The organism is Mycobacterium sp. NGS56 (assembly GCF_059812425.1).
In genome coordinates, this window is sequence record NZ_JCALCQ010000002.1 from 146948 (window position 1) to 160287 (window position 13340).

Annotated in this window: 15 protein-coding genes and 2 pseudogenes; 7 read left to right on the top strand and 10 right to left on the bottom strand. The window is 68.0% G+C overall.

Annotation, left to right across the window (positions count from 1 at the left end; all coding sequences use genetic code 11):
• Positions 1-227 (top strand): annotated as a pseudogene (locus tag AC5Y4F_RS07950) (sulfotransferase family protein); the annotation flags it as partial.
• Here the strand turns inward: AC5Y4F_RS07950 and AC5Y4F_RS07955 are convergent.
• Positions 151-596: pseudogene (locus tag AC5Y4F_RS07955) on the bottom strand (YbaK/EbsC family protein). The pseudogenes AC5Y4F_RS07950 and AC5Y4F_RS07955 overlap by 77 nt on opposite strands.
• A gap of 83 nt (positions 597-679) precedes the next feature.
• The gene (locus tag AC5Y4F_RS07960; protein ID WP_067938127.1) at positions 680-1540 is read right to left on the bottom strand and encodes an SDR family oxidoreductase; all 861 of its coding nucleotides are present in this window, start codon (positions 1538-1540) and stop codon (positions 680-682) included.
• A 320-nt stretch (positions 1541-1860) separates the two neighbouring features.
• Here AC5Y4F_RS07960 and AC5Y4F_RS07965 point away from each other — a divergent pair, with 320 nt between their 5' ends.
• Positions 1861-2523, top strand: coding sequence for a sigma-70 family RNA polymerase sigma factor (locus AC5Y4F_RS07965; protein WP_067938125.1), 663 nt, complete (start codon positions 1861-1863; stop codon positions 2521-2523).
• Complete coding sequence (rsrA, locus tag AC5Y4F_RS07970; RefSeq protein WP_067938123.1) at positions 2520-2834, top strand: mycothiol system anti-sigma-R factor; 315 nt, start codon at positions 2520-2522, stop codon at positions 2832-2834. The genes AC5Y4F_RS07965 and rsrA overlap by 4 nt, the downstream gene beginning before the upstream one ends.
• Before the next feature lie 6 nt (positions 2835-2840).
• On the opposite strand, the gene AC5Y4F_RS07975 is transcribed toward rsrA, so the two are convergent.
• Positions 2841-2915, bottom strand: a complete 75-nt coding sequence (locus AC5Y4F_RS07975; protein WP_011728008.1) for a 50S ribosomal protein bL37 — start codon at positions 2913-2915, stop codon at positions 2841-2843.
• A gap of 234 nt (positions 2916-3149) precedes the next feature.
• Between AC5Y4F_RS07975 and AC5Y4F_RS07980 the strand changes: the two genes are divergently transcribed.
• Together AC5Y4F_RS07980 and AC5Y4F_RS07985 are read left to right on the top strand one after the other, a co-directional pair.
• Positions 3150-3365 (top strand): biotin/lipoyl-binding carrier protein, encoded by a 216-nt coding sequence (locus tag AC5Y4F_RS07980; RefSeq protein ID WP_067938173.1) that lies wholly within the window; start codon positions 3150-3152, stop codon positions 3363-3365.
• Positions 3366-3414: 49 nt separating this feature from the next.
• Entirely contained in the window at positions 3415-4914 is a 1500-nt protein-coding gene (locus tag AC5Y4F_RS07985; RefSeq protein ID WP_067938119.1) for a sensor histidine kinase, read from the top strand.
• A gap of 72 nt (positions 4915-4986) precedes the next feature.
• On the opposite strand, the gene whiB1 is transcribed toward AC5Y4F_RS07985, so the two are convergent.
• Both whiB1 and AC5Y4F_RS07995 read right to left on the bottom strand, forming a co-directional pair.
• Complete coding sequence (whiB1, locus tag AC5Y4F_RS07990; protein WP_003874607.1) at positions 4987-5241, bottom strand: transcriptional regulator WhiB1; 255 nt, start codon at positions 5239-5241, stop codon at positions 4987-4989.
• A 282-nt stretch (positions 5242-5523) separates the two neighbouring features.
• Positions 5524-6489 carry a diacylglycerol/lipid kinase family protein gene (locus tag AC5Y4F_RS07995; RefSeq protein WP_067938117.1) on the bottom strand — a complete coding sequence of 322 codons (966 nt, stop codon included), beginning with the start codon at positions 6487-6489 and terminating at the stop codon, positions 5524-5526.
• Positions 6490-6689: 200 nt separating this feature from the next.
• Here AC5Y4F_RS07995 and AC5Y4F_RS08000 point away from each other — a divergent pair, with 200 nt between their 5' ends.
• Complete coding sequence (locus AC5Y4F_RS08000; RefSeq protein WP_499995912.1) at positions 6690-7121, top strand: hypothetical protein; 432 nt, start codon at positions 6690-6692, stop codon at positions 7119-7121.
• On the opposite strand, the gene AC5Y4F_RS08005 is transcribed toward AC5Y4F_RS08000, so the two are convergent.
• The 3 genes from AC5Y4F_RS08005 to AC5Y4F_RS08015 all read right to left on the bottom strand — a co-directional run bounded on the left by AC5Y4F_RS08005 (position 7073) and on the right by AC5Y4F_RS08015 (position 9314).
• The gene (locus tag AC5Y4F_RS08005; RefSeq protein ID WP_067938113.1) at positions 7073-7555 is read right to left on the bottom strand and encodes a GNAT family N-acetyltransferase; all 483 of its coding nucleotides are present in this window, start codon (positions 7553-7555) and stop codon (positions 7073-7075) included. The two genes, AC5Y4F_RS08000 and AC5Y4F_RS08005, sit on opposite strands and share 49 nt — an antisense overlap.
• Complete coding sequence (locus tag AC5Y4F_RS08010) at positions 7552-8628, bottom strand: isochorismate synthase (RefSeq protein WP_369829732.1); 1077 nt, start codon at positions 8626-8628, stop codon at positions 7552-7554. Before AC5Y4F_RS08010 ends, AC5Y4F_RS08005 begins: the two co-directional genes overlap by 4 nt.
• 74 nt (positions 8629-8702) lie before the next feature.
• The gene (locus tag AC5Y4F_RS08015; RefSeq protein WP_067938109.1) at positions 8703-9314 is read right to left on the bottom strand and encodes an acid phosphatase; all 612 of its coding nucleotides are present in this window, start codon (positions 9312-9314) and stop codon (positions 8703-8705) included.
• A gap of 119 nt (positions 9315-9433) precedes the next feature.
• Between AC5Y4F_RS08015 and AC5Y4F_RS08020 the strand changes: the two genes are divergently transcribed.
• Complete coding sequence (locus AC5Y4F_RS08020; protein WP_067938107.1) at positions 9434-10237, top strand: ParA family protein; 804 nt, start codon at positions 9434-9436, stop codon at positions 10235-10237.
• A gap of 56 nt (positions 10238-10293) precedes the next feature.
• On the opposite strand, the gene AC5Y4F_RS08025 is transcribed toward AC5Y4F_RS08020, so the two are convergent.
• Complete coding sequence (locus AC5Y4F_RS08025) at positions 10294-11517, bottom strand: Rv3212 family protein (protein ID WP_499995913.1); 1224 nt, start codon at positions 11515-11517, stop codon at positions 10294-10296.
• 16 nt (positions 11518-11533) lie between these two features.
• Positions 11534-13069 (bottom strand): DEAD/DEAH box helicase, encoded by a 1536-nt coding sequence (locus AC5Y4F_RS08030; protein WP_499995915.1) that lies wholly within the window; start codon positions 13067-13069, stop codon positions 11534-11536.
• Positions 13070-13340: the final 271 nt, after the last annotated feature.

Below are 13340 nucleotides of genomic sequence, written 5' to 3' on the forward strand. Positions count from 1 at the left end.
ATGAGCGACCGCAACGATTTCGACAACCTCGCCACCGCCGACGACGTCTTCAAGCTGGCGGCCCAACGCACCGGCCGCACCGAAATCGACTCCGACTCGTGGCGGAGGGATTGCAGCTCATCCTCGACGAGGTCAACACCTCGCCAATCTTCACCCCGTTCGGCCGTGAACGAGTCCTCGACGACGCCACCAACGCGCTGGGGCGGCGCATGCAGGTGCACGGGTACAGACCCGGTCCCACGCCAGCGCGCTGGAATCGACGACCGTCGGCAGCCTGCTGGGCCGACCGAAGGGCGACACCGCACGCACCGACCACGTAACCCGTTGCTCCGCTCGGCGACCGGGGCTTCGGCCATAAGGGCCTTCGCGACTCCGAGCGCCGTTGCGGCCGCCTTCAGCGAGAGCCGCGCGGTCGCCGGCACGATCGCGACCGCCACTGCGTCGGGGACCGCGATGATCAGCGTCTTGAAGATCTGTCCGGGCTCGATGCCGGCGCCCTCGGTGAGCGCTTTGACCGCCTCCGCGCTGAACGACTGTTCGCGTCGATCGAAGGTCAGGACCTCATGCGGCACAACGGCTTTCACCAGCGCGGCGATGCCCGGTGTGGCGGCGCTTGCGGGATTCTTTCGATGGTCGTGGCCCCTGCGCCCGGCTCCGCCGCGCTTGCGAACACGACGGGTCAGGGGCCCGAATACCCGGGCGGGTTGACGCCATCGACCCAGAAGTCGACGCCCAGCTTCGAGCCGGGAACGCAATTGTAGACCGACAGGTCGGTGACGCCCGCGTCCACCAGCACGTCCTCGCACAGCAGCATGTTGCCGGTGAATTCCTTGGCCGGCTTGTTGAGGATGACGTAGGCCGCGTCGGAGTAGACCTCCGGCTTGCGGGCGCGTCCCATGGCCTCGTCGCCGCCGAGCAGGTTCTGCACTGCGGCCGTCGCCACCAGCGTGCGCGGCCACAATGTATTGGACGCGATACCCTCCTCGCGCATCTCCTGCGCGATACCCAAGGCGCACAACGTCATACCGAACTTGGCCATCATGTACGCCGTTGGCTTCAGCCACTCCTGGCCCAGCAGCACCGGCGGGGACAGCGTGAGGATGTGCGGGTTCTCCCGGCCCTTCATGTGGGGCAGGCACGCCTGGGACACCGCGTACGTGCCACGCACCTGAATGCCGTTCATGAGGTCGAATCGCTTCATCGGGACCTCGAGGATGGACCCCAGGTTGATCGCGGACGCGTTGTTGACGCAGATGTCGATGCCGCCGAACTGCTCGACGGTCTTGGCCACGGCAGCGGCCACCGAATCCGGGTCGCGGACGTCGCCGACGATCGGCAAGGCCTGGCCACCGGCCTCTTCGAGTTCTTCGGCGGCCGTGAATACGGTTCCCGGCAGCTTCGGGTGCGGCTCGGCCGTCTTGGCGATCAACGCGATGTTGGCACCGTCTTGTGCGGCGCGCTTGGCGATCGCCAGGCCGATACCGCGGCTGGCCCCGGAGATGAACATGGTCTTGCCTTGGAGCGACGTGGCGTGGGACATGGCGTCACACTAACGCCACGCCCAAATCGCACCGATGGGGGTCCGATCCGGGCGGCCGGGGCCGGTACGCGGCCGAATCGCGCGGCCGAGATAGCGCGGAAATAGCGAGGTCGCGCACGGCGTTGACCCAATCGGTCTCACATGTGGTGGAGAGGACCCGGGCGAACAATGTCGGGGTCAGGCTTTAGATTGGGAGGAGCAGCGTGGTGTCAACGGCGACGAGCCTGTTAGGCGAGGAGCGGTTGGCTGGCTTCCTTGCGAGTCTGGCGGCACTTTCGGTGCTCTCCGACACCGCCGCAGAAGGGACCAGGTTAATCGACATGGCCGATGCTTTGAGTGGCAGCGATGGCGCGACGGGGCCCGAGATTTCCGGGCCCGCGGCGCACGAAGAGACGGACGCGGAATTAACGGCGCGATTCGAGCGCGACGCGATTCCCCTGCTGGACCAGCTTTACGGCGGTGCGCTGCGCATGACGCGCAATCCCGCCGACGCCGAAGACCTGCTGCAAGAAACCATGGTCAAGGCCTATGCGGGATTCCGCTCATTCCGGGCCGGCACCAATCTCAAGGCCTGGCTGTACCGGATCCTGACCAACACGTACATCAACAGCTACCGCAAGAAGCAGCGCCAGCCCGCGGAGTATCCGACCGAGGAGATCACCGACTGGCAGTTGGCCTCTAACGCCGAGCATTCGTCTACCGGGCTACGTTCGGCAGAGGTCGAGGCCCTAGAGGCGCTGCCGGACTCGGAGATCAAAGAGGCGTTGGCGGCTTTGCCGGAGGAATTCCGGATGGCGGTCTATTACGCCGACGTCGAAGGCTTTCCGTATAAGGAAATCGCCGAGATCATGGATACGCCGATTGGAACGGTAATGTCACGGCTGCACCGCGGCCGACGGCAGCTACGTGCCCTGTTGGCCGACGTTGCCAAGGAGCGGGGCTTCAACCGCGGTCAGCAGACGCACGAGGAGGTGTCGTCATGAGCGAGTTTTCCGGCCAGGGCGGTTCCTCGCCCGACGCCTGCCCTAACGACGAGTCGCACGGCAGCGTCGGTTGCGCGGAGGTCATCCGCCAGGTCTGGCTATTGCTCGACGGTGAATGCGGCCCGGAGACCCGCGAGCAGCTGCGCCGGCACCTCGAGGCGTGCCCCGGCTGCTTCAAGCACTACGGGCTCGAGGAACGGATCAAGGCGTTGATCGCCACTAAATGCAGGGGTGAGAAGGCCCCCGAGGGGTTGCGCGAGCGGCTACGGGTCGAGATCCGGCGCACCACGATCATCCGGGGTACGCAGTAGCGTCCGTCAGGCGTTGGGGCGCTTGCCGTGGTTCGCCTTGCTGTGCTTGCGGTCGCGCTTCTTACGGCCTCGTTTGGCCATCGTGAAAACCTCCGTGATTGCTGTCAAACCAGGCGCCCGGCGCCCGTTGGCCTGATCGCCATTCTCGCACGCGACGTCACATGCAGTGTCTTCGCCCTCGTGGGGACCCATCCCGGCCCGTGCGCCGCGGCCGCGACGAGCCCTGTGGTTCGATGTATCCGAGCCTGATGGTCCTGATTGAACCGTGATGACCAGCAGCCAGCGTGCGCGAAGTCCGAGACGAGTGGGGTGAAGATGGCGGAGGATGTGCGTGCCGAGATCGTGGCCAGCGTGCTCGAAGTCGTTGTGAACGAGGGCGACCAGATCGGCAAAGGCGACACCATCGTGCTGCTGGAGTCGATGAAAATGGAGATCCCCGTCCTGGCCGAAGTCGGCGGCACAGTCAGCAAGGTCAGCGTGTCGGTGGGCGACGTGATTCAAGCTGGCGACCTCATCGCGGTGATCAGCTAGCCGTCGGGCCCCTCGATCAGTTGCCGGGGAACGACCCGGGGAGTAAGCGATGTCAACTCTCGGTGATCTGCTCGCCGAACACACCATGCTGCCGGGCAACGCGGTGGACCACCTGCACGCCGTGGTCGGGGAGTGGCAGCTGCTGGCCGACCTGTCGTTCGCCGACTACCTGATGTGGGTGCGTCGCGACGACGGGGTGCTGGTCTGCGTGGCGCAGTGCCGGCCGAACACAGCGCCCACGGCACTGCAGACCGACGCGGTGGGCACCGCCGTCGGATCCGACCGCTTGAGCCTGGTGGCCGAGACGTTCGCGTCGGGCACCGCCAAGCGGAAAGACGTTGCGGAGCACGAAGATTCGTGGTTGCCCGGGACCCACGTCGAGGCGTCTCCCGTGCGCTACGGCGGCAAGGTGGTGGCCGTGCTCACCCATCATCAGACCGCGTTGGCCGCCGAGCGCAGGTCCGGTCAGCTAGAGATCGCCTACCGGGAATGCGCCACCGATCTGGTCCGCATGCTCGGCGAGGGAACTTTTCCGGACGTGGGGGACGTGGTGATGTCGCGCTCGACCCCGCGGGCGGGCGATGGGTTCATCCGCCTCGATGTGGACGGCGTCGTCGCCTACGCCAGTCCCAACGCGCTGTCCGCCTACCACCGGATGGGCCTGACCACCGAGCTGGAGGGGCGCAACCTCATCGAGGTCACGCGTCCGCTGATCTCCGACCCCTTCGAGGCGCAGGAGCTCGCAGAGCACGTGCAGGATCTGGTGGCCGGCGGGCGCAGCATGCGCATGGAGGTCGACGCCGGCGGAGCCACCGTGCTGCTGCGCACCCTGCCGCTCATGGTCGACGGCGCTAGCACCGGGGCCGCGGTGCTGATCCGCGACGTCACGGAGGTCAAGCGGCGCGACCGGGCTCTGATATCCAAGGACGCCACCATCCGCGAGATCCACCACCGGGTGAAGAACAACCTGCAAACCGTGGCGGCACTGTTGCGATTGCAGGCCCGCCGGACCGTCAACGCGGAGGGGCGGGAGGCCCTGATCGAGTCGGTGCGGCGGGTGTCGTCGATCGCGTTGGTGCACGACGCACTGTCGATGTCGGTGGACGAGCAGGTCAACCTCGACGAGGTGATCGATCGGATCCTGCCGATCATGAACGACGTGGCGTCGGTGGACCGGCCGATCCGCATCAACCGGGTCGGCGACCTGGGTGTGCTGGATTCCGACCGGGCGACCGCGCTGATCATGGTGATCACCGAACTGGTGCAGAACGCGATCGAACACGCCTTCGACCCGGCGGCCGAAGAAGGCTCGGTGACGATTCGCGCGGAGCGATCCGCCCGCTGGCTCGACGTCGTGGTGCACGACGACGGTCGCGGACTCCCGGAGGGGTTCAGCCTCGAGACCTCCGACAGCCTCGGGCTGCAGATTGTGCGCACCCTGGTGTCGGCCGAGCTGGACGGCACCCTGGGCATGCGTCAGGCGCCCGCCCGCGGCACCGATGTGGTGCTACGGGTGCCGATTGGCCGGCGGAACCGTTTGCTGCTGTGAAGGCGCACTGCAGCCGCACGCAAATGTGCGGCCCCGACTTTCGTCGAGGCCGCACTATTTGCGTTAGGTGGGTTATACCCCGCTGCGGGCCTTCGTCCGGGCGTTGCGGCGCTTCAGTGCACGCCGCTCGTCTTCGCTCATGCCGCCCCAGACGCCCGAGTCCTGGCCCGTGTTCAGGGCCCAGCCGAGGCACTCTGTGGTCACCGGGCACCGATTACAGACCAGTTTCGCGTCAGCGATCTGCGCGAGCGCCGGGCCGCTGTTCCCTACCGGGAAGAACAGCTCCGGGTCTTCGTCACGACAGACCGCCTTGTGGCGCCAATCCATACGTCTTTACTCCTCACTGAGTGCGCAGCAAGGCGCACGGCTATTTTCTTCGGCTGTTTGACGCGTGCAGAATAAAAGGAGTCCGGACTCCTACGTAGTTTCTGCATGCAACCTTTTGATCGTTTCACAGGCTCAACAGATGTCAATAGCGTTAGTTCGCTCGTGGGCTATCTCACTTTGATCAAGTCGTAGCCAAGCCCTCACTCCGTTGTACTACACTGCACGGGCTACTTCGGCGAAATATCCTTATCTCGCGCTGGCTGGGCACAGTATTAATGCAGGTCAGTGCGTCTTTTTACTGGGCGGCGCCACCACCGCCAGCGCGTCCGGGACCGCTTTGAACGTCATGGTTTCGCGCACGCCGAGATAATCGCCGTCGAACTGGCAGGCCACCGCACCTCCGGTCGAGGTGACTCGCACGCACGGCAGGTCGTCCTCGGTGATGAGGTGCTTGAAGTCGAAGGTGGGCCGCTTGGCGAACATCTGCCGCACGATCCGCAGGGTGGGGATCGGCTTCATGGTGGTGGGCGCAAACACCCCCAGGCCGGACTCGAAGCTGCAGCCCGGATTGGTCCACACGGGCCGTTCGTTGGCGAAAGTCCACGGGCTGGAGTTCGAAACGAAGGCGAAGCTGACCCCGGTAATGGGTTCGCGGCCGGGAAGTTCGAGCGTCAGCATCGGTTCACGCCGGGTGTAGGCCCACACCGCGGGCACCGCCGCGCGGATGTAGCGCCACGCCGAAACCTTGCCGCCCTTGTTCCGTTCGGCCTCGACCGCGGCCACCACCTCGGCGTCCACTCCCATGCCCGTGTTGAACACTGCCCAGCGCTCGCCGCAGTCGATCAGACCGATGCGCCGCCAGATGCGGCGCCGCTGGTAGTCGTCGAGCAACTGGATGAGCTGGTTGGTGGCCGCGACCGGATCCCCGGAGATGCCCAGGGATCGCGCCAGTACGTTCGCCGAACCGCCGGGCACCACGGCAACCGCAGGGACCGGTCCGCTGGGAAGTGGCCCTGGCCGGCCGAGCAGGCCGTTGACCACCCCGCTCACCGTGCCGTCGCCGCCGTGCACTACCACCAGATCGATGCCGTCGGCGACAGCTTTCTGCGCCAGCTCGGTGCCATGACCACGGTGGTTGGTGTGTTCGACGGTGAGCTGCAGGCGGCTTTTGAGCGCGTGGGCCAGCAGGTCGCGACCGGCCGGGGTGGTGGATGTGGCTGTGGGATTGACGATCAGCACGGCCCGCATGAGGCACGAGCTTAGGCGGTGCGACGATGCGCGCCGCAGGGCGGCGTGAGGAGGAGCGCCGCAATCGGTCTGGCGGTGTGACGATGCGCGCCGCAGGGCGGCGTGAGGAGGAGCGCCGCAATCGGTCTGGCGGTGCGGTTAAGGCGCCCCTGTGGGGGAACCGCCGGGGAGTGGGAGGCCGCCCTTACTACGCTGACGCTGTGACGCCGCCAGCCGCCCCGACCCCCGTTCGCCGCGCCGGCCTGATCGTTGTGCTGCAGGGGATTGCGGCGTTGATCGTCGCGGTGGTCCTGGTGGTGCGGGGCATCGCGGGAGCCGATCAGCACGTGGTCAACGGCCTGGCGACGGCGGGCTGGTTCGTATTGGTCGGCGCCGGGGTGATCGCCGCGGGGCGCGCGCTGATCGTCGGGAAGCGCTGGGGCCGCGGCCTGGCCGTGATCACCCAGCTACTGTTGCTGCCGGTGGCGTGGTACCTCGCGGTCGGATCGCATCAGCCGGGCTTCGGGATCCCGACGGGCGCGGTGGCGCTGATCGTGCTGGGGTTGCTGTTCAGTCCCCGCGCGGTGCGCTGGGCCGCCGGCGATCAGGGCGATTCCGCCAGCGCGGCCAGCGACGCCCCGGACAGCCGGTAGGTCGTCCATTCGTTCTGTGGCTCCCCGCCGATGCCTTCGTAGAGCGTGATGGCGTCGGCGTTCCAGTTCAGCACCGCCCAGGACAGCCGCGTGTAGCCTCGCTGCAGGCACTCACAGGCCAGCGCGGCCAGCAGTGCGCGGGCCAGCCCCCGGCGGCGGAAATTGGGTCGCACGAACAGATCTTCTAGATAAATGCCCGCCACGCCGTCCCAGGTGGAGAAGTTGAGGAACCACAGCGCCATCGCCGCGGTCTCGCCATCGACCTCGGCGACGTGTCCTTGCACCTTCGGCGGGTCATCGAAAAGTGCTGCGCCGATTTGTGTTTCGGTCACAGTGCACTGATCGGCGGCGTGCTCGAACTCGGCCAGCGCGCGGATCATGTCGGTGATCGCGGCGACGTCCTGTGGCGCGGCGCGGCGGATGCGGTGGCTCATTGCACAACTCCCAGGGCGTTGAGGATCGTGCCGAATTTCGTTGTCGTCTCGGCGACTTCCTCGTCTGGGTCGGACTCGGCGACGATGCCGCCGCCTGCCCGAGCCAGCACGCTGCGCCGGTCCGTCGACAGCTGCGCGCAGCGCAGCGACACCACCCAGCGTCCATCGCCACGGGCGTCACACCAGCCCACCGCCCCGGCGTAGAACCCGCGGTCGCCTTCCAGTTCGGTTATCAGCCCCATCGCGGCCTTCGTCGGCACCCCGCCGACCGCCGGGGTGGGGTGCAGCGCCAATGCCAAATCGATTGCGGTGCTTGATGTATCACGTAGTCGAGCGGTGATGGGCGTGCACAGATGCCAGACGGTGGCGGTGCTGCCCAGCTGCGGTTCGGCGGCAATCGACAGGTCGTCGCACAGCGGCTCGAGGGCGGCCCTGATGGTTTCGATAACCAGCTGGTGCTCGTGGCGGTTCTTGGCCGAGGCGGCCAGTGCGGCGCCGTTCGCGGCGTCGGTCTCCGGGTCGGCGGCGCGCGGCGCCGACCCGGCGAACGGCTTGCACTCGACGCGATCTCCGGTCAGGGCCACCAGCAGCTCGGGGCTGGCGCCCACCAGGGCAGTGCCCGCGTACTCGTCGCCGGCCGCGGTCAGGTCGACCAGGTAGCCGTAGGCCGCCGGGTCCGCGGCAATGAGGCGGTGCAGGATCACGCGGGCATCCAGCGGGGCGTCGGCGACCAACCGCAGGGCACGGGCCAGCACGACCTTGTCCAGCGGATTGTCGGCCGCGGCGAGCTGCTCGCACGCCCGGCGGATCCGGTCCCGGTATTCCGCCGGTGGCGGCACCGCTTCGGCCACCCGTACCGGCGGTAGGCCATCGGGCGGCCAGTCCGGGAGCCGATCCGTCGCGTTCACCGTCTCGGCCGTCAACAACGAGGCCGGCCGGGTGACGTCGAAAGGCAACGCGCCCAACACAATCGGTGCTTCCCCCGAGCGCAGCGCGGCCTGCGCCGCAGCCACCTCGCCGTACCGGCGCCGCACACCGTCGGCAATCAGGGTGCCCGTCGGCCCGCACAGCACGAAGGGCGGTTCGGTGTTTTGATGCTCGACGAGTGCTCGCGCCGCTGCGCGGCGAGCATCGTCGTCTTCGCTGCTCACCCGGGCTGGATCGCCTGTGGCTGGCTGGTCAATCCGAGCGCAGCGAGCTGTCGCACGCCATGCTCGAAACCGCACACAGCGACGGAGCCGGCCAGCATCCAGAAGCGGCTGCCCTCGACCAGGGGTAGCTGCACCCAGCGGGTGATCACCGAACGGGAGAAGTGGCTGTGCCCCACGAAAACGACGTCGCGCGAGCCCATCTGCTCCAATGCGAAGGCGACGGCCCGATCGGCGCGGTCGCTGACCTGCGCCACCGTCTCGCCGCCGGGGCAGCCGTGCGTCCAGATCAGCCAGTCGGGCACCGATTCGTGGATCTGCGGGGTGGTCAGCCCCTCGTAGGATCCGTAGTCCCATTCGGCCAGTAGGGGGGAGACCTCGTCGACGGCGAGGCCGGCCAACTTGGCTGTTGTCAGGGCACGTATACGCGGGCTGCTGACCACCAAAGGGTCGGCGAGGTTCAGTTCACGTAGAACGCGCCCGGCCAGCTCGGCCTGGACGCGTCCGCCGTCAGTGAGTTCCAGGTCGGTCCGACCCGTGTGCCGGCCTGATTTCGACCACTCGGTCTCGCCGTGGCGGAGCAGCACCAGGCGGTGGTTGTGCAAGCCCATATCGATTGATTCTGCCGGACGACATGCCGGACCCGTCGGCCGCAGCGGACAACGAGCGAACGTGCCAGGATGGGCGGTGTTGAGCGCATGGCGATTACTCAGAGGGGAGAGCAGCGCCTATGGCTGCTGGGACGCGGGTATTGGCGGTGGCCAACCAGAAGGGTGGTGTCGCCAAGACCACCACGGTCGCGTCGCTGGGCGCGGCGATGGTGGACGAGAACAAACGGGTGCTGCTGGTCGACCTCGATCCGCAGGGCTGCCTGACCTTCTCGCTGGGCCAAGACCCGGACAAGCTACCGGTCTCCGTGCACGAGGTACTGCTCGGTGAGGTCGAGCCCAACGCCGCGCTGGTCGAGACGGCGGAGGGAATGACGCTGCTGCCGGCCAACATTGATCTGGCTGGCGCCGAAGCGATGCTGCTGATGCGCGCCGGCCGCGAATACGCGCTCAAGCGCGCCTTGGCCAAACTGGGCGGCCAATTCGACGTGGTGATCATCGACTGCCCGCCGTCGCTGGGCGTGCTCACCCTCAATGGGCTGACCGCCGCCGACGAGGTCATCGTGCCGCTGCAGTGCGAAACCCTGGCGCACCGCGGGGTGGGCCAGTTCCTGCGCACCGTTGCCGACGTCCAGCAGATCACCAATCCGGAGCTGCGAATGCTCGGCGCCCTGCCGACGTTGTACGACTCCCGCACCACCCACACCCGCGACGTCCTGGCCGACGTCGCCGACCGGTACAACCTGCCGGTGCTGGCCCCGCCGATTCCGCGCACCGTGCGTTTCGCCGAGGCCAGCGCCTCGGGGTCGTCGGTAATGGCCGGTCGCAAGAACAAGGGCGCGGTGGCCTACGGCGATCTGGCCGCGGCGTTGCTCAAGCACTGGAAGAGCGGCAAACCGCTGCCGACATTCACCGTCGAGGTCTAGTGGCGATCGCAAGCGCGGCGGAGCCGGGCGCGGCGGGTCGCCACCATTTGGTCTAGCTAGCCCAGAGCGACCAGGGTGTCGCCGCGCTGCTCGAGCACCCGGGACCCGATCACGGCCGGGAACACCGGCTTACCGGCCGGCGGGGCGCTCGTCGACCGGTCCACCGGCAAGTAGCGCTCGTTGGCGCCACTGAGCGGGTCGTAAACCCCGAGCGCCCCGGTCAGAGGCACCAGCAGCCGGCCCGCCATCATCACGCCGGGCCCCAACGGCGTCTTGTCGCCCGCGGCGATGGTGTAGCGCAGCGCCAACGTATTCGCGTCGAAGACCATCAGCGAATCGCCGGTCCACCAGGTGATCACGCTGCCCGGGTGGGAAACCACCGCCGAGCGTGCCGGCGGCTTGGGGAGTGGCGTGCTCGACACGGTGGCACCGGCTTCGTCGATCACGTCGACCCGGGGCTGCGGTGCGGGCAGGTAGACCATCGTGGTGTTCTCGGCGACGGTCACTACCCGGGCGCCCGAATCCGGCGCGATGCCCGGTTCGGCCACGATGTGTTGTTGAGGTTCGTCGTCGTCCTTGCCCGGACGCAGCAGCACCAACCGGAGGTCGGCCTGATTCGCGCAGCTCTCCAGCACCGACACCGCCTGCGAGCTGCCCGCGGCCGAGATCAGCCTGCAGCCGGAGTGCAGCCCACGCGACGACGGCTTCACCCGGGCGTCAGTCTCGCCGTAGGCCAGCATCCGGACCATGTCCGAACGCCACAGCTCCAGCCGGGTGTCGCCGACGGACAACACGGTCATGCCGTCGGAGGAGAGCCGGACCCGCGGATCGGCATAACCGCTGCGGGCGGGCCCCCGGCGACCGGTGGCGCCGTCCAGCGTGCTCACCTGCCCGCAACCGCGATCGTCGCGGTAGACGCCGACGGCGTAGCGGTACAGCCACGTGACTCCGCACAGATCAACGTCGCGGGCGTAGCTCCAGCGAGACTGGCCGGTTTCGGGATCGCGCCCGTCGATCCGGCGGCCCGCGGCGGTGACGACCTCCCCGCCGGCTACCACGGGGGCCGTGCTGGCCGGGCTGGCGGCGCTCCACAGCTGCTTGAGGCCGGCGGGCACCTGACGGGCCGGGGTCGGGTTGGGTGCGGGAAAGGCAGCGGGCCGGCTGCTGGTGGCCCGGGCATCGCTGTTCCACCAGATCAACGCCGCGGCCGCGGCGACCACGCCCACGATGGCGGCGGCGGCGACGATGTCGCCTGTGGTCCGGCGCTCGGGCTTGACCATGCGTCGGTGCGGGCTTTTAGTTGCTCGGTGTGGCGGCGGCCGCCGTAGCGGCCTGCCCTTGGGCGGGCTTGCGACGCCGACGGCGGCGCCGGGTGGAGCCGGCGTTGCCCGGGGGCGAGGCGGCCGGGGTTTCCGAGTTGGCCTCGCCGTTGGTGCTCGCGGCCCCGTTGTTCGACGGGTGCGCGGTGACGGGCTGGCCGCCGCGGGTTCGCCGGCGAGTGCCGGAGCGACGCGCGGGCCTCTCCGACTTCTGCTGCGGCCTGTTACCGTCCCGGTCGCTGCTGCGGCGCTGGCCTTGCGGCTTGCGCCCCACGCCCACCGTGCCGCCGGCCTCGGCGGGGATGTCGAGTTCGGCGTAGAGGTGCGGAGAGTTGGAGTAGGTCTCTGCAGGCTCTGGGCAGTCCAGCCCGAGCGCCTTATCGATCAGCGCCCAGCGCGTCAGCTCGTCCCAGTCCACCAGGGTGACCGCGACACCGGTCTTGCCGGCACGGCCGGTGCGTCCGATGCGGTGCACATAGGCCTGCTCGTCCTCGGGGATCTGGTAGTTGATCACGTGGGTGACGTCGTCGATGTCGATGCCCCGGGCGGCCACGTCGGTGGCGACCAGCACGTCGATTTCGCCGGTCCGGAACGCCTTCAGCGCCTTCTCACGCGCCGCCTGGCCTAGGTCGCCGTGCACCGCGCCCACCGCGAAACCGCGCTCGGCCAGCTCGTCGGCCACCTTCTGCGCGGTGCGCTTGGTGCGGGTGAAGATCATCGTGGCGCCGCGGCCCTCGGCCTGAAGAATGCGGCTCACCATCTCCACCTTGTCCAGGGCGTGGGCCCGGTAGACGTACTGAACGGTGGTGTCGTGGGTGGCCGCCGAGTGCGGCGCTTCCGCCCGGATGTGGGTGGGCTGGTTCATGAAGGTGCGCGCCAGCGTGATGATCGGGTCTGGCATGGTCGCCGAGAACAGCATGGATTGCCGGTCGGTGGGGATTTGGCGCAGGATGCGCTCGATGTCGGGCAGGAAGCCCAGGTCGAGCATCTCGTCGGCCTCGTCGAGCACCAGCACTGAGAGCCCACCCAGCTGCAGGTGGTTCTGCTGGCTCAGGTCGAGCAGCCGGCCCGGCGTGCCCACCACGACGTCGGCGCCGGCGCGTAGCGCCTCGATCTGCGGCTCGTATGGGCGCCCGCCGTAGATGGGGACCACCGACAGCGGCCGGCCTCCCTCGGCGGTCAGGTGCTTGGCGGCCAGCGTCAGGTCATCGGTGACCTGCAGGCACAGCTCGCGGGTGGGCACCACGATCAGCGCCCGCGGCGCGCCGTTGAGCGGTCGCGTGGCGGTGCCGGCCGTGATGCGCTGCAGCAGCGGCACGCCGAACGCGAACGTTTTGCCCATGCCGGTGCGGGCCTGCCCGATCAGGTCGTCGCCTGCGAGCGCCATCGGCAGGGTCAGTTCTTGGATGGCAAAAGGGGTTTCGATGCCCTTTTCCGCGAGCGCGCGCACGATTTCGTCGCGGACGCCGAGTTGCGCAAAGGTCAGTTCAGTTGTGCTGGTGAGTGCGGTCATGCGTGGGTAAGTAGCCTCTCGGTGGCGTATCGGTTGTTGTCGGTGTTTCTCTGTCGCGGTCACGCGCGCACGAGTTCCGACTCCGAATACGTCGCCGAGTCGCCGGCCCTGGCTCAGTCTGGAATGGCCCAGTTAGGGCGGGCCAGCTGTGCACGCACATTTCGCCGATGGCGGCTTTAAAAAAACAATTACGGCATAAATACAGCCGCCATCTACCTACATGATAGCTGGTCGACAACTGGCTCCAATTTTGCGCTGCTTGAGCCGACTA